Raw genomic sequence first — 15,522 nt, 5'->3', positions numbered from 1 at the left:
GGGGTTTCCCAGAGTAATAACGCTCGATCCCCGACGTACTACTCACCTGCCTGAGCCCAAGCGGGTGCAATCACGGCCGGGTCGCCACCACATCCACCCGCCAAAGCTTTGCGGGTTTTGACCAACATCAATGATCACGATTGGCCAGCCGTGCAACCCATGGGTTGGCACTCAAACCATGTAACAACACGCTGAGTAAAACGGTACAGACAGCAGTAGCCACCACCGTACGACTGGCTTGTAGGGGGGAGGCCAATATCATGACGGCGAAGACAATGCTGGCCAGACCTCGCGGGCCGAACCAGCCGATGAAGAGGCGGGTTTCGAAATCGAAGCGGGTTCCCACCAGACTGATCAGCACAGGCAGGATGCGAATCACAGTCAGGCTGAGCACCGAATAAATCCAGATGTTCAGGGTGAGACTGCTCCAGGCCCAAGGAATCACCAGTGCGCCAAACACGACCCAGGTAATGACCGATAACAGGCTGGCAAACTCTTCGCTGGCCTTGAGAATCTGGTGCTTTTGTTCGGTAAACAGAAAACTTGCGAGCAACCCTCCGACGAACGCGGCGATGAACCCGCTACCACCGAGTGTTTGTGCTGTGGCAAAGCACAGAATGGCGAGACCGGGCAGAGTCAGCTGTGACCACATGGGCGTTTGCCAGTGATGTTTTGCGGAGTAGCGCTGCAACTGCCAGGCAATGAGCGTCAGAGCAATACCGCTGAATGCGCCGATGCCCAGCTCCTCGATCACTAACTCCAACGCCAGTGAGACAGGGGACTGTGTCGATTGCTCGACCAGCAATGCCACAAACATGAGCAACACGGGGACGCAAATCCCATCATTCAACCCGCTCTCGACGTTTAAGCCTTCACGCACGGGTGCCGGAACCTTGGGGTTGCTCACGACAGCCTTGCCTAGTGCAGCATCGGTGGGAGCCAGAAGGGTTGCCAGTATTGCCAGTTCCAACGGTGGGACCTGTGGGAACAACCAGAGGCCGACCAGCCAACCCCCCGCGATGGTCAGTGGCAGCCCGATCATCAGCAAGCGCAGCGGAAGTCCTTCATTGGCCCGCAAGACCTTCAGGTCGGCGTTGGCCGCATCGCTGAACAGCACAATCGCCAGCGTCAGCTCGGCCAGGAACTTGAGGCCATCCCTGTCAATCCGGGGTTGCAGAATGCCCAGAAATGCCGGGCCCAGAATTAGACCGGCCAGCATGAACATAAGCGGGCCATTGAGCAGACGTGACTCGAAGCGCCCCGCAAATATGCTGTAGGTCAGGAGAAAGGCGGCCAGTAGCGCTAAGTTCTGATACATCAATGACCTGCCTGTTCAGGGTGGGCAGTTAGAACACGCAGCCTTGAGGTAAAAGCTTGAAGGGGGCGGGCTTCAGGCGTGGCTGATGGTGCCTGATGTGGCGTGTGGTAAGCATAGGTGGTCGCCCTTTGAATGCGCATCTCAATGCGCTGTTCACCGCAACAACAGACGAACGGAAACGCCCACCTGGCTCCAGCAGGATGGATCGATCTCGATCAGAGAAAAAGCAGAGAAAAAGGGGACGGGTTTATTTTTCAAAAGGTGACGGAACAATAAATCCGTCTCCTTTTAACAATTCTTTAAGTCCCCTGTTTAAGTCGGATTTTGAAACGACACCGCCTACTCCGAATCTGCAGTCACTTCCTTCCAGCTGTCATCCGGATCAAAGCGTTTCATTGCCTTCGCCACTTTTTCACTGTCAGGCCCCAGGTCTTTCTCGAACACCTGTCCTTCATGACTGATCATGAAGCTCATCACGCCGGTGTCATTGTATTTTTCTGGCCAGGCGATCAGTGCAAAGCCTCGGCTCATCTTGTCGCCGATAAGGTAGCTGTAGGCGCCACCGGGTGCTGAAGGACCCTGGCCATTGAGAATGCGGAAGTGGTAGCCATGCCAGCCTTCGCCGGCAATGGTTTTGCCGAACTCAGGGCCTAGCGGGCTGATCTGGCCGCTGTCGTCGTCCGCCCAATAGAGTCCGTCATGGGTGCCGGGGGTGCTGAAAATATTCTGCGCATACTCCAGCGCGCCATCACCGTCACGATCCACTGAGGCGTAGTCCATCTGGGCGTCGTGATAGGCCAGCGCCGCTTGCACCGCGGCCAGTTCGTTGCGTCCAATTTGACGTGCCCGGACCTCGGCACTGCCGGCCTTGATGTCGAAGCGCCAACCGTTGGTGGTTTTCACGATGGGTATCGGCAGTGTCCAGTGGTTGCTGCCGACCGACAGAATCGCGGTGCGGTCGTTGGTTTTTTCGATGTGGTTTTCTTCGTGGTACTGCTTTAGAAACGCCTCCACGTCTTTACGCTCTGCGCCTTCGCGAGGGATGAAACTGCGCCATTCCTTACCCAGCAACTCGGTCAGGCGTTCGTGATCGGCGTGTGTCGTACCCAGTGCTTCGACGAACGCTTGAGCGGCTTTTTCCGGGGTTGGGAATTCCTGCTGTGCTGTCGCCATGCACGACCACGCCAAACCGGCGGTTATCGCCAAGGCCTGAAGAAGCACACCCAGGCGTGCCTTCAATTGAGGATAGTTATTCAACGACGGCCACCCCTTTGACTTTGACGCGCTGGTGGATTGGACGGCCGACTGACCTGATGGCCGGCGGCTCGCGAGGCACTGGGGCGCTGGGCGGATGCCTGGCTGGCCCGGCCACGACTGGCTTGTGCGTTGACCTGGGACGGAGAGCGCGCGCCGGCGAAGGCATTGTTGCGGGCACTGCCCTTGCTGGCGGCCGTCGTGGAAGGCCGGTTTTGCGTCGATTGACGCGCCTGCGCGTTGCCCTGTCGCTGATTTGTCTGAGCGGTCTGTTTTCTCGGCTGCTGATTCGCCTGATTGTTTCGGGCAGTCCCTTGGCTTCTGTCCGCAGCCTTGGCTCTGTCAGCGGCCTTCTGTCTATCCGCTGCGTTTTGTCTGTCGGAGGTCTGCGCTCTATTGGCCGTGTTCGGTCTGTCCGTACCGGCTTGCATCCGATTGCTGGCGTTAGCTCTGGAAGCATCACGCGCTTGATCACGGGCTTCGCGATTGCTGGTAGGAGGGCGTTCGATACCGGCCCTGTCCATTGAGGTACGGGCGTTTTCGCGGGCCTGGGCGCGCTGGGCATTGTCGCCTCGATAGGCCTGACGCTGACTGGCACCGTCCAGTTGGCGGCCGTATTGCTCGCGGCTTCGGTTATCGCGATAGGGAACGCCATTGCGGTGCGCGGCGTTGTGCTCCCACTTGTTCTGATTCACGTTGATGCGGTTGTTGCCATTGATGTTGTTGTAGCGTTCAACGTCGATATCGACGTCGTTGTCGTTCCAGTCACATTCACCCCACAACGCACCGACGATGGCCACACCGGTACCAAACGCCAGCCCGGCCATCAAGGCCTGGCCAGGGTAATAGGCGGGCGGCGGTGGGTAGTACGCTGGCGGCGAGGCCGGATACGGCCAGGTGCCGTAGGCCGTTGTCGGGTTATACGTGGGGACGTACACCACCTGTGGATCGGCGGGCTGAATGATGATGGTGGAGCTGCTGCTGGCAGGGGGCGCAGCTGCGGGCGCGGATTGCGCTGCGGGTGCGGGTGCGGGTGCAGGATTATTCTGAATGGTCACGTTCTGATACTGGTTGCTCTGCAGGTTGCCTGCTTCCTGGGCCTGACGACGCAAGCGTTGCACCCCGTTCATGACATCGTCGGGCTGCGCGAGGAAGGCATCACCCAGGCGTTGCACCCAGACGGGATCCTGCCCCAGCGTTGCCAACACCTGCGGGAAGGCGACAAGTGCCTGCACACTTGGGTCCCAGGGTTGGCTCGCCACCTGTTTGACCGCATCGTCGCCCTTGGCGTCCGGATGGGCTTTTGACCAGGTGACTGCTTCGGCGACCTCTCCGGGATACGTGGAGGCCATCAGTACCTGGGCCAGCAGTGGATCGGGATACAGCGCAATGGGCGCCAGCATTTGATCCAGCTGTTCCTGGGTAAACACGGGGTCTTTGGCAGGCGGCGTGACGGGAGCGGGGACCGGTGCCGTAGCGGCAGCGTTTGCCGGCGCAGGTGCGGTCGCACCTGCAATGCAGTTAGACCCGCTCAACAATAGGACAGCCGACAGCGCGTAAAATACTGGAATGCGCATTGCAACTCCCTGTAGTCAGGCAGGTTTGAAATAAGTGAATCAATGCCCCGGAAGTAGAAGCCGACAGTGCAAGCCTCAGGTCCTGACTTCGACGCCGCTCACTAAGCGTAGCAAACAAAAAATATCTGCCATTTATTTACGTTCACCCGGCCTGGCGCCACCACTGGCATCGGTTTCGTGCTCGTCTGCGAACGCCATGAGCACCTCTAGATCGAGCACGTCCAGCTGAATCCGAGTGATAAAGGCCGAGAAGGCGAGGTTGGCGGCGAGCAGGCGCAGATCGCTGGCCCAGGCCGGCAGATGGACCGGCGCCGTGAGCCAGCCGGAGTCGAACAGCGGCGCCAGGCGTACGGTATCCCCCAGGCTGAGGCGCCCGGCAAACAAATGGCCGACCAGCTCCGGCCGGTTGTCGCGGATCGCGATGCGCAGCAGGGTGTGCACGCCGAGCAAGCCGGTCAGGTACGCGGCATCCTTGGTGAACGCCGAACCGCCCCGCAGATCGGCGCCGCGGAATACCCGTTGGGTCGAGCGAAACGACTCCTCTTGCGACTGGCCTGCCGCCAGAAAACCTTCGAACACCTGAATGAAGTCGGCGCCATCCAGCGCTTGTTGGACCGCGAGCACGCGCAGGGCCAGGCGACGCAAACGGTTGATGTCCATGCTGCCGGTAAACAGCTCGGCCAGGGTGGCAATACCCTCCTGAGTCTGGGTTGTGCGTGGCGCGCCCAGGCCGAGGCTTTTGAGGTTGGGTTGGAGCGCGCCGTTTTGCGCCGTGGCGATATGCACGAACGCCTCGTGCTGCAGCAACTGGTTCTTGTCCAGTTCCGAGAACAGCGCGCTGGCACGCAGGCGGATGCGGCTCGCCCCGGCGATGGCTTTGGCGGCCAGGGTCGGATCGAGCACGACCGTGATCCGCCCCTCGCCGAAGAAACGGTCCAGTTCCGGCTGCATCCAGGCAGCGAAGGCCTGGGCCGGGATCTCGGCCGGGCTCGGTGGAATCCGCGTGCCGCCGAGCAGGGCGTCGGTGGTGTTGAGGAAAAACCGGGCGGCGTCGAGCATGCTCAGCTTCAGACGGTGGTAATAGAAGTCCGGACGCCGATACAGCGCTGACGAATAGTCGGTGAATGCTGGCGAAGCCTGCGTCCGGCTGCTACAGAGTGCGATTTCGCTCATAGGCAATCGTGTTGCTTTGGAGACTCGCGCACACCGGCAGCGACAATTTTTTTTGTCACTACAATGAAGTGAAATCGAAAAAGAGCGCCGCCTGAAAGCGCTGTGCTCTGGCCTTTGAAAGCTTGCACCGCACAGGACTTTTCAGCGAGGTAGGACGCATGCCGAACACAGGGGAACAAAAGCGGGCACGGATACTCGACCCCGTTGATCGTGTTACAGAAGTGATTTTCGGCTTGCTCATGGCGATGACGTTCACCGGAACGATCAGCGTGGCGACGTCGGGCCAGGAGGCGGAACGGACAATGATGTTCGCCGCACTCGGTTGCAACCTGGCCTGGGGACTCGCGGACGCGGTGATGTATCTGTTGCGGGCCTTGATCGACCGCACGCGCAAAAGCACCTTGTACGAAAAGCTCGGCGGGGCAGACGCGGCCACCGGCCAGACGCTGGTGGCGGCTGCATTGCCGTCGCACCTGGCGGCAGCGGCCAAGCCCGAGACCCTGGAGTTGTTACGCAGCCGTCTGGTCCAGTACCCGGCCACGTCGGTCCGGTCGGGCCTCGGCTGGGATGACTTCAAGGGGGCGCTGGGTGTTTTTCTGTTGGTGGTGGCCTCGACCTTTCCGTTGGTCGTGCCTTTCCTGTTACTCGAAGACACGGCGCTCGCCGTTCGCTTGTCCAACCTGGTCGGCCTCGCCGTGCTATTCATCGCCGGTTGGATGCTGGCACGATACGCCGGTGCAAAGCCGTGGCAGGGCGGCCTGGCAATGGCGCTCACTGGCGCTGTGCTGATCGTTGCGATCATCGCTCTCGGTGGTTGAAAACAGAGGAGGAAGCCATCAATAGGCGCTGCCTCCCATGCCAACATGCGCTGTACACCAAGGGGTTACAGTTCTATGAGCGATTCAGATTCTCCACCTTCCGCCCCGGAGCCGGGGCGCATTGCCCGCCGCGTTGCAGGCACCGATCAGAGCTTGCTGGTGCGCTGGCTGCCGGGGCTGAACACCCTGCGCCACTATCAGATTGCGTGGCTGCGAAATGACATTGTGGCCGGGCTCGTCCTGACCACGATGCTGGTGCCTGTCGGTATCGCCTACGCGGTGGCCTCAGGTGTGCCCGGCATCTATGGCCTCTACGCGACGATCATCCCGCTGCTCGCCTATGCGTTATTCGGGCCCAGCCGGATTCTGGTACTGGGGCCGGATTCCTCCCTGGCGGCAGTCATCCTGGCGGTGATCCTGCCACTGTCCGGTGGCGATCCGTATCGCGCCGTTGCCCTGGCGGGGATGATGGCAATCGTGTCAGGGGTGGTCTGCATCCTGGCCGGCATCGCGCGCCTGGGCTTCATCACCGAACTGCTCTCCAAACCGATCCGCTACGGGTACATGAACGGTATCGCGCTGACCGTACTGATCAGCCAGTTACCCAAGTTTTTCGGCTTCAAGATCGAGTCCGACGGACCGCTGAGAAACATATGGGCGATCTTCACCGCCGTGCTGCATGGAAAAACCAACTGGGTCACCTGCGCGGTCGGCGCTGCCACCCTGGTGGTAATCCTGTTGCTCAAGGGGCACAAACGCATTCCGGGTATTTTGATTGCCGTGGCAGGGGCAACCATCGCCGTCGGTGTGCTGGACCTTGCCACGAAATACGGCATATCGGTGCTCGGTGAACTTCCACAAGGCATGCCCGCGTTCGCCATTCCCTGGATCACTTCCGCCGATATGGTTCCGGTCCTGATCGGTGGTTGCGCCGTCGCGCTGGTTTCGTTCGCGGACACCAGTGTTCTTTCGCGTGTCTATGCCGCGCGTTCGCGCACTTACGTCGATCCGAACCAGGAGATGGTCGGGCTCGGCGTCGCCAACCTGGCGGCCGGTTTTTTCCAGGGTTTTCCCATCAGCAGCAGTTCGTCACGCACTCCGGTGGCCGAGGCCGCCGGCGCCAAAACCCAATTGTCCGGTGTCGTCGGCGCGCTGGCGGTGGCGTTGCTGCTGATGGTGGCGCCGAACCTGTTGCAGGACCTGCCCAATAGCGCGCTGGCGGCGGTAGTCATCGCTTCGGCCATCGGCTTGATTGAGATCACTGATCTGCGGCGTATCTATCGCATTCAGCGCTGGGAGTTCTGGCTGTCCATCGCCTGCACCGTCGGCGTCGCGGTGTTCGGCGCCATCGAGGGTATTGGCCTGGCCATCCTGCTGGCGGTGATCGAATTCCTCTGGGATGGCTGGCGGCCGTACTCCGCCGTATTGGGACGTGCCGAAGGGGTCCAGGGTTACCACGACCTCAAGCGTTTTCCCAATGCCCGGCTCATCCCCGGCCTGGTCCTGTTTCGCTGGGACGCCCCGTTGTTTTTCGCGAATGCCGAACTGTTTAACGACCGGGTACTGGACGCCGTGGCGGCATCACCTACGCCCGTGCGTTGGGTGGTGGTGGCGGCGGAACCGATGACCAGCGTCGACGTGACGTCGGCCGACATGTTGGCCGAACTGGACGAAACCTTGCGCGCAGCAGGCATCGAATTGTGTCTGGCCGAGATGAAAGACCCGGTCAAGGACAAACTCAAGCGGTTCGGGCTGTTCTCGCAGTTTGGCGAAACGGCGTTTTTTCCAACGGTAGACACGGCCGTCGACAGCTACCTCGCGATGTACCCCGCCAACTGAGTGGACGACTAAACTGATTGGCAGTGAGCCAGCCAAGCGTTTTAACGGGAGGAATATCATGATTCGCAAATACAGCATGATGGCCCTGGCGACACTGGTCGTCGCCGTGGGTGTGCAGTCAGTATCGGTAACGGCTTACGCGACCGAGCAGGGAGAACAGCGGCGTGAAGCGCGGGATACACGCCAGACAGGGCGCTCGGATGCACGGCAAACCAAGGTCGATTGCAGACAGGCCAGTGAGAAAAGCAACGCGCAATGCCGCCAGGACAAGCGCAGCACCAAACAGGACACGCGCCGCACTGCCCGGGACATCAAATATTGATGACCTGATGCCGATCGCCATGGACCGGGGCGGTGCTAGATACCACTGAACATACCAATGATCACCGCATTGACCAGGTCAATGAAAAAGCCACACACCAGTGGCACGATCAGGAAGGCTTGATGTGCCGCGCCGTATTTTTGCGTCACGGTCGTCATGTTGACGATGGCCGTTGCCGTGGACCCGAGGGCAATGCCGCCGAAGCCGGACGCTATCACGCTGGCTTCGTAATTGCGGCCCATGCAACGGAACACCACGAAATACGTGTAGAGCACCGTCAGCAGGATTTGCAGGCTCAGGGCGCACAGAATGAACAGCAACGCACCACTGAGCTGCCATAACTGAAGCCCCATCAGCGCCATGGTCAGAAACATGCCCAGGCAGATATCGGAGATCAGCGACAGACCCAGTCGGGCGCCGCCCCAGGATTTCAACCGTTGTTCATTCATCACCGCGAGAACGATGTGGTGAATGACGATACCCGCGAACAGGCAACTGACGAATTTGGGCAGGGTGATACCGGCATCGACCAGCAGCAGGTTGAGTCCGTAGCCGAGCATCAGGGTCAGGTTAAGCCACATCCACGCCCAGAGCACATCGTAGTAGTCCATTGACTGGTGGGGTTGCTGTTCAAGGACGCCGACTTCCAGGCTCCCGTCCCCGGAAGGTGTCAGTTGATGACGACGTATCAGGCGGTTGGCGATCGGGCCGCCGATCACGCACGCGGCAATCAGGCCGACAGTGTTACTGGCCATGCCCAGTTCATGCGCGTTATTGATGCCCAGCTTGTCGACGAACAGCGGCGCCCAGGCCAGGGTCGTGCCCGCGCCCCCCGTCAGGGAAATGGAGCCCACCATCAACCCGGCCTTGGGATCGAGTCCAAATGCTTCGGCCACGCCCATGCCCAGCGCGTTTTGCAGGACGATGAACACCCCCGCCAGCACCAGCAGGATTAGCAGCGGGACGCCGCCCTTGAGCAGTTGGCGCATGTCCGAGTTCAAGCCAATGCCGGCAAAGAAATACAGCAGCAGGGTGTCGCGAACATCGAGATCGAATTCGATCTCGATGTTAAGGCCGAAATAAAACAGGGTCGTCACTGCCGCACAGACAAAGCCGCCAACCACCGACTCGGGAATGCAGTATTGACGGAGCAAGGCATTGCGCTGAACAAGGGATTTGCCGAGAAAAAGCAGGAGGATGGCGAGGGTAAAACTCACGAGGCCGTGAATCTGGAAGATCTGTGGAGTCATTCAGAGCCTGCCTAAAAATATGAAAAATCATTATCAGGATTCGACCGTTCAGCGTTTAGACCTGAGTCAATGAACGGTGGATGCAGCATAGCAGGCGGGTCAAATCCTTCCTGTCGCGCCCAAATGCTTGCTTGTCCAGGTCTTCCTCAAATTCACACGTATGATCATGCTTTGACCTACGACGGATAAATAGGGGGACCTGATGGCCACCGCACATGTATTCATTGCCACCAGTCTGGATGGCTTCATCGCCCGCGCTGATGGGGACATCGACTGGCTTTTGCAGCGTGATGATCCGGCCGAGGATCATGGCTACTCAGCCTTCATCGCCGACAAGGATGTGATCGTGATGGGGCGGGGAAGCTACGAGAAAGTGCTGACCTTCGAATCATGGTTCTATGACCGGCCCGTCGTGGTGCTGTCTGAACAGTTGGCCAATGCACCGGTGCCCGATGCGTTGAAGGGCAAGCTGCGTTTTTCCAGTCTCACCCCCGCGGCCTTGATGGAGGAACTGGCCGGGCAGGGCGTGCATCGGGTTTATGTCGATGGCGGGCAGTTGGTGCAGTCATTCCTGCGCGATGGGTTAGTTGCTGACATGGTGATTACCACCGTGCCCGTGCTGATCGGGTCGGGAAGGCCATTGTTCGGGCGTCTTCAGCAGGATGTTGACTTGAAACTGGTCTCCAGTTGCTGCTTTCCTTCCGGTTTGGTGCAGTCCACGTATCGGCTGGTCCGATGACCCTGACGCAGGCGCCAGGACGGGGCCGATCCGGGCCCCGGTCGCAGGAATTTGTAATGCGCAGCATTGCCCGACACAATCGCGTCCCGATCCGGCCAACGGTGCCGGGCATTCGTGGTGAAGGGAACTGCAGTTGAACGAACAGACATTGTCCATGCGCCTGGAACGCGTGGCGGCGCATGTGCCAGTCGGTGCGCGCCTGGCCGATATCGGCTCCGATCACGGCTACTTGCCCGTGGCGTTGATGCACCGTGGCGCCATCGTGGCGGCCGTCGCCGGTGAGGTGGCGTTGACGCCGTTCCACGCGGCTGAACGCACCGTGCGCGAGAACGACCTGGACGTGCGGATCACCGTGCGCCTGGCCAATGGACTGGCGGCCATCGAGCCGGGCGACGGGATCACCGCGATCAGCATCTGCGGCATGGGCGGCGAGACGATTCGCGACATCCTCGACAACGGAAAGGCGCGGCTGAGCGGGCAGGAGCGCTTGATCCTGCAGCCCAACGGCGGCGAGCAGCCACTGCGCCAATGGTTGATGGAAAATGGCTACCGCATCCTCTGCGAGGAACTGCTGCGGGAAAATCGCTTCGACTACGAAATCATCGTTGCCGAGCGCGCCGGCCCGGTGATGTACACCGCTGAGGAGCTATACTTCGGCCCACTGCAGATGCAGGCACGCAGTCCGGCGTTCCTGGCCAAGTGGCAGCGCCTGCTGCGCGAAAAGCAGAAGACCCTGAGCCAGCTCGCCCGAGCGCGGCAGGCCGTGCCGCAGGAGAAGCTGCAAGACATCGCCCGGCAGGCTCGGTGGATCACTGAGCTGCTGGTGTGAGTTGGTCGTCCATTTAGAGCGACCACCCAATAAAACGATTGAAAAAAACTCCCATTAGCTTTAAACGGGAAGCTAACCGGCACATTGCCAGCAATCTGTAAGTGAGTATTGCCAGTTTTTGGCTCAGGGAGCGTTGATGAGAGTTCGTCCATGGACCGACGCCCTGCGGCAATCGAACGATTGCGACGTTGTCGCATCTCAACTGAATGGACATCTGGATACGGTCGGCATGACCTACGCTGGCAACAAGGACACCCTCGAGCAATTGCTCATCCCCGCGCGCCACTGGGCGCACTCCACGGCGTGGGCGGTTTACCGCGCCGGTGAACAAATGCATCTGGTCGGGCAGGGCGACCCGCAGGTGCAGTGGCCGGCAAGCGTGGCGAATGAAGACTTTGACGCCTTTTGCCAGACCCGGCGCTTGCACCGCTGGCCGACCGGTAAAGGCGAAAGCGAGCTGGGTTGGCTACTTGCCCCCCTCAACGAAGCGGCGGACCCGGCGCTCGCCGATTTCGCCCAGCGCCTGGGCATTCAGGTCCAGACCAATACCCTGGCCCGCGCGCAGATTACTCAGCGTGTGCTGTATGAAATCACCTACCTGGCCAGTTCGACCCGCGACCGCTCGGTGTTTCTGGTGGGGGTTCACCAGTTACTGGCCAGCCTGATTGACGCCGAGAACTTTTATCTCGCGCTGTATGACCCGCACACCGGCAAGATTGACTACCCGTATTATGTCGACATCATCGACGTGGATGCCGTGGAGTCCCAGCACTATGAATACCTCGACCCTTCGCACCTGTCGTTGACTGGCCAGGTGTTGACCACGGGCCAGCCGCTGCTGATCGACGCCGCCGGCATCATCGCGGCGCAGGCCGAGGACCGTTTCTACTGCGTGGGTGATCGTCCGGAGTTCTGGATGGGCGCGCCGTTGAAAAATGCCTCGGACGACGTCTTTGGCATGCTGGCCATGCAAGTCTACGAGGTGTCCCGGACCTACAGCGCTGAAGACCGCGCATTGTTTCTGGTGGTGGCCCGCCACGTGGCCATGGCGCTGGACCGGATTCTGCACCGCGAAGACCTGGAAGAGACGGTGATGCGCCGCACCCTGGAGCTGTCGGCCGTCAACGATGCGTTGAGGCAGGAAGTGGCCGACCGCCAGCGCGCCGAGCATCTGCAAAGCGCGCTGTTCCAGATTGCCGAACTGTCGAGCCAGCCCGGCGACATGGCTGAGCTGTTTCAAACCTTGCATGGCATCGTCGGTGATTTGCTGTTCGCGCAGAACTTCTACATTGCGCTGTTCGACGACTCGATCAGTGAAGTGACCTTTCCGTATTACGTCGATGAGCGGCAGACGATCTGTCCGCCGGCACGGCGTGGCTGCCGGGGCTTGACCGAGTACGTTATCCGGCAGCGCCGGCCGTGCCTGATTGACGTCGGCGAGGCTGAACGATTGGCGGCGCAGGGTGAAATCGAACTGGCCAATGAGTCTGTCCGGTCTTACTCCTGGCTGGGCATTCCGTTGTTCGATGGCGATGTGGTGCGCGGCGTGCTGGCGGTGCAAAGTTATACCTCGCAGGTGCGCTATACCCTGCGTGATCAGGAACTATTGACGTTCGTGTCCCGGCATATCGACACCGCGTTGTCACGCCGCACGGCCGCCGAAGCGATCCATGCCGCCAATCTCAAGCTGGAGGCCCGGGTGCAGAACCGCACCCGTGAGCTCGATCACGCCAATGCCAAGTTGCAACACGAAAACTCCCACGATGCGCTGACCGGGTTGCCGAATCGTACCTACCTGCAACACCGCCTGAGCCAGGCCTGGTTGGAGTTCGGCAGCGTCGGCGGGCACCTGGCGGTGATGTTCATTGACCTCGACCGTTTCAAGATGGTCAACGACAGCCTCGGTCACCATTTTGGCGACCTGCTGTTAATGCAGGCCGCCCAGCGTCTGCGCGGTTGCCTGCGCGAAACCGACATGCTGGCGCGCCTGGGGGGCGATGAGTTTTCGGTGCTGGCGCCCGAGGCATCGCTGGAGGTGGTGATCGAAATCGCCGAGCGGATTCTGGTGGCGTTCGACCTGCCGTTTTTCATCAATGGCCATGAAGTGTTTTCGTCCTGCAGTATCGGCATCGTCAGCGCCGACAGTCAGTTCCATCACGAGCCCGCCGACTTGCTGCGCGATGCCGACGCGGCGATGTACCGGGTAAAGAGCGCCGGGCGTGACAGCTACGCGGTGTTCAACCAGGAAGTGCGCCGGGAAGTTTCGGACCAGGTCGAGCGGGAAGGGGCCTTGCGCAACGCGCTCAAACGCACTGACGAACTGCTGCCGTATTTCCAGCCGATTGTCAGTGTTGACACCGGCGAGCTGATTGCCCTTGAAGCGCTGGTGCGCTGGCATCAGCCGGGCGGCCGGGTGATCGCGCCGGGCGAGTTCTTGCCGGATGTCGAGGGCTTGCGCCTGATCGGTCGACTGGACCTGTACATGCTCACCAGCGTTGCGGTGATCCTCGCCCAGCCTGAACATGCCAATTGGCCTGCGGTGCACGTCAATTGCTCCAGCTACAGCATGACCCGTCCGGACTTTGCCAGTGAAGTGCTTGCACTGTTGGCGCGGCACGGAGTTGCGCCCTCGCGGATTTGCCTGGAGTTGACCGAAGGTGCGCTGGTGGCTGAGCCGGCCATCGCCCGCCTGACCATGCAGCAACTCGCCGACAATGGCATGTCGGTGGTGCTCGATGACTTCGGTGCCGGGTTTTCGTCCCTGAGCTATGTGCATCAATACCGTTTCAGCGGCTTGAAGATCGACAAATCGTTCATCCTCGAACTGACCACCAGTGCGCGCAGCCGCGCCATCGTCCGGGCGATTGTGCGGATGGCCGAATCGCTGGACCTGAGTGTGGTTGCCGAAGGTGTCGAGGATGAAGCGACGCTGGAGCTGCTGCGCGAAATAGGTGCGGGGCAGGCCCAGGGTTACTACTTCGCCAAGCCGATGGGGTTGGAGGCGTTGTTGGCGAGTTCGCTGGTGGGGTCATCCAGCCGGGTGCTTGCAGATAATTCGCCAATCACTCACTAAAACCCTGTCGACTGTGTAGCAGCTGCCGAGCCCGCGAGGCTGCGTTCGAGCCGGGGTCGCGCTCGACCGCAGTCCTCGCCATCGCGTCGAAATAATCATTTTGAAAATGTATACCGCACGATTTTTTAACAAAGCGTGAACAACTGGTGTGATCAATTAAGAGAAAAGTTCACCAGAACTTCCTCCGAACGCTGACACCCAGTGAGTCACCCTTGAAGCGCATAAAGCCCCCCTCGAAGATTGCAAAACGTTTGCGGCTCAGACGGCTCGCGCTGTGCTCAAGCGTCGCCTTCATCTGTCTGTCCATGGCGGGTGGCTACTGGTTATACACGCCACCAGCGCCTTACGTTCCGCTAAGAAGCCCGGACCCTGCGTCGGTGTCGATGATCGCCGTGGGCGATCAAGGCAGCGGTAACCTGCAGCAGTGGCGGGTGGGGCGGGCCATGGAGCGAGTCGCCGCCAATGAGGGAAGCCTGAACATGGTGGTGTTCCTGGGCGACAACTTCTACGGCAAGTCGCTGGCCAGTACCCATGACTCCAGTTGGCAAACCCGGTTCGAGCGCGTCTATTGGGGGCATTGGCTGAGTCATGTGCCGTTCTACGCGGTACTGGGCAATCACGATTACCCGGTGTCGCAAAAGTACGAGATCAAGTACGGACAACAGCACAAGGGATCGGGCCGCTGGCAGATGCCGATGAATTTTTACGCCAAGGATTTCGGTGAAGTCGACGGTCGCCCATTGGTGCGAATGGTGTTCCTCGACACGTCGGCGCCGCGTGAAAGTTTGCAGCAGCAAATCGACTTTATTGATCAGGCGTTCCAGGCACCCGGTCCGGCGCCGGTGTGGCGAATCGCAGCGTCCCATCACCCGGTGCGCAATCAGGGCCAGCATGGAGAGGAGTCGGATCTGGTCGCCAGGCTTTTGCCGGCGCTGCAGCGCAACAACGTTGATCTGCTGTTGTCAGGCCATGATCACAATCAGCAATTGCTGTTGCGTGCCGGCGAACCAGCGTGGGTCATCTCCGGTGCGGGAGGGCAGAAACTGTATGCCCTGAACACGCCGACGCCCGATAGCGCGTTCACCGCATCGCGGGCCGGGTTTGCCAAACTCGACCTGAACGCCGATCAATTGAGGTTGGCGTATTACAACGATCGAGGCGATCTGGAAACCAGCTATCACTGGGCCAGAGACTGCCAGTGGATGGCCAAAGGCTGTCTACGGCCCGAGGACTCCCAAGGGACCCTCGCGCAGTCGGCTCAATAGGCACCGATAACAGGGACAATTGGCGCTGCCTTTTGTAGCCGCTGCCTAGCCCGCGAGGCTGCGTT

General features: G+C 60.3%; 11 protein-coding genes and 1 pseudogene. 7 read left to right on the top strand and 5 right to left on the bottom strand.

All coding sequences use genetic code 11. The annotated features are described in order from the left end of the window. Positions 1-127: 127 nt before the first annotated feature. The 4 genes and pseudogenes from H8F22_RS13700 to H8F22_RS13685 form a co-directional block, all read right to left on the bottom strand. Positions 128-1,318: a cation:proton antiporter gene (locus H8F22_RS13700; RefSeq protein ID WP_059182663.1), complete on the bottom strand. Its 1,191-nt coding sequence runs from the start codon at positions 1,316-1,318 to the stop codon at positions 128-130. A gap of 339 nt (positions 1,319-1,657) precedes the next feature. Beyond that, positions 1,658-2,491: a DUF2950 domain-containing protein gene (locus H8F22_RS13695; protein WP_371258954.1), complete on the bottom strand. Its 834-nt coding sequence runs from the start codon at positions 2,489-2,491 to the stop codon at positions 1,658-1,660. 80 nt (positions 2,492-2,571) lie between these two features. Next, a complete protein-coding gene (locus H8F22_RS13690) occupies positions 2,572-4,149 on the bottom strand; it encodes a DUF3300 domain-containing protein (protein ID WP_194940316.1) in 1,578 nt (525 codons plus the stop codon). 132 nt (positions 4,150-4,281) lie between these two features. Further along, positions 4,282-5,283 (bottom strand): annotated as a pseudogene (locus H8F22_RS13685) (tyrosine/phenylalanine carboxypeptidase domain-containing protein); the annotation flags it as partial. 197 nt (positions 5,284-5,480) lie between these two features. Here H8F22_RS13685 and H8F22_RS13680 point away from each other — a divergent pair. From H8F22_RS13680 to H8F22_RS13670, 3 genes are all read left to right on the top strand, one after another. Further along, positions 5,481-6,140: a VIT1/CCC1 transporter family protein gene (locus tag H8F22_RS13680; RefSeq protein ID WP_059182664.1), complete on the top strand. Its 660-nt coding sequence runs from the start codon at positions 5,481-5,483 to the stop codon at positions 6,138-6,140. A gap of 75 nt (positions 6,141-6,215) precedes the next feature. Further along, the gene (locus H8F22_RS13675) at positions 6,216-7,979 is read left to right on the top strand and encodes a SulP family inorganic anion transporter (RefSeq protein ID WP_027924775.1); all 1,764 of its coding nucleotides are present in this window, start codon (positions 6,216-6,218) and stop codon (positions 7,977-7,979) included. Between the two features lie 58 nt (positions 7,980-8,037). Continuing rightward, positions 8,038-8,301 (top strand): hypothetical protein, encoded by a 264-nt coding sequence (locus tag H8F22_RS13670; protein ID WP_059182665.1) that lies wholly within the window; start codon positions 8,038-8,040, stop codon positions 8,299-8,301. A gap of 35 nt (positions 8,302-8,336) precedes the next feature. On the opposite strand, the gene gltS is transcribed toward H8F22_RS13670, so the two are convergent. Further along, entirely contained in the window at positions 8,337-9,551 is a 1,215-nt protein-coding gene (gltS, locus tag H8F22_RS13665; RefSeq protein ID WP_027924773.1) for a sodium/glutamate symporter, read from the bottom strand. Between the two features lie 202 nt (positions 9,552-9,753). On the opposite strand from gltS, the gene H8F22_RS13660 reads away from it, so the two are divergent. The 4 genes from H8F22_RS13660 to H8F22_RS13645 all read left to right on the top strand — a co-directional run bounded on the left by H8F22_RS13660 (position 9,754) and on the right by H8F22_RS13645 (position 15,457). Further along, positions 9,754-10,290 carry a dihydrofolate reductase family protein gene (locus H8F22_RS13660; RefSeq protein WP_059182666.1) on the top strand — a complete coding sequence of 179 codons (537 nt, stop codon included), beginning with the start codon at positions 9,754-9,756 and terminating at the stop codon, positions 10,288-10,290. A 133-nt stretch (positions 10,291-10,423) separates the two neighbouring features. Continuing rightward, positions 10,424-11,119, top strand: coding sequence for a tRNA (adenine(22)-N(1))-methyltransferase (locus H8F22_RS13655; protein ID WP_027924771.1), 696 nt, complete (start codon positions 10,424-10,426; stop codon positions 11,117-11,119). Between the two features lie 136 nt (positions 11,120-11,255). Next, entirely contained in the window at positions 11,256-14,192 is a 2,937-nt protein-coding gene (locus H8F22_RS13650) for an EAL domain-containing protein (protein ID WP_050590216.1), read from the top strand. 383 nt (positions 14,193-14,575) lie between these two features. Further along, positions 14,576-15,457, top strand: coding sequence for a metallophosphoesterase (locus tag H8F22_RS13645; RefSeq protein ID WP_050590215.1), 882 nt, complete (start codon positions 14,576-14,578; stop codon positions 15,455-15,457). Positions 15,458-15,522: the final 65 nt, after the last annotated feature.

This window comes from Pseudomonas mucoides, assembly GCF_015461845.1.
In the GTDB taxonomy this organism is placed as follows: Bacteria; Pseudomonadota; Gammaproteobacteria; order Pseudomonadales; family Pseudomonadaceae; genus Aquipseudomonas; species Aquipseudomonas mucoides.
The sequence above is the reverse complement of the archived record's forward strand: the minus strand, read 5'-3'. Positions and strand labels throughout refer to the sequence as shown.

Bases quoted from the DNA above. Each gene is read 5' to 3' on its own strand.
- H8F22_RS13650 (WP_050590216.1), top strand. From the start codon at position 11,256: ATGAGAGTTCGTCCATGGACCGACGCCCTGCGGCAATCGAACGATTGC.
- H8F22_RS13670 (WP_059182665.1), top strand. From the start codon at position 8,038: ATGATTCGCAAATACAGCATGATGGCCCTGGCGACACTGGTCGTCGCC.
- H8F22_RS13680 (WP_059182664.1), top strand. From the start codon at position 5,481: ATGCCGAACACAGGGGAACAAAAGCGGGCACGGATACTCGACCCCGTT.
- H8F22_RS13660 (WP_059182666.1), top strand. From the start codon at position 9,754: ATGGCCACCGCACATGTATTCATTGCCACCAGTCTGGATGGCTTCATC.
- H8F22_RS13700 (WP_059182663.1), bottom strand. From the start codon at position 1,318: ATGTATCAGAACTTAGCGCTACTGGCCGCCTTTCTCCTGACCTACAGC.
- H8F22_RS13675 (WP_027924775.1), top strand. From the start codon at position 6,216: ATGAGCGATTCAGATTCTCCACCTTCCGCCCCGGAGCCGGGGCGCATT.
- gltS (WP_027924773.1), bottom strand. From the start codon at position 9,551: ATGACTCCACAGATCTTCCAGATTCACGGCCTCGTGAGTTTTACCCTC.
- H8F22_RS13695 (WP_371258954.1), bottom strand. From the start codon at position 2,491: ATGGCGACAGCACAGCAGGAATTCCCAACCCCGGAAAAAGCCGCTCAA.
- H8F22_RS13645 (WP_050590215.1), top strand. From the start codon at position 14,576: ATGATCGCCGTGGGCGATCAAGGCAGCGGTAACCTGCAGCAGTGGCGG.
- H8F22_RS13690 (WP_194940316.1), bottom strand. From the start codon at position 4,149: ATGCGCATTCCAGTATTTTACGCGCTGTCGGCTGTCCTATTGTTGAGC.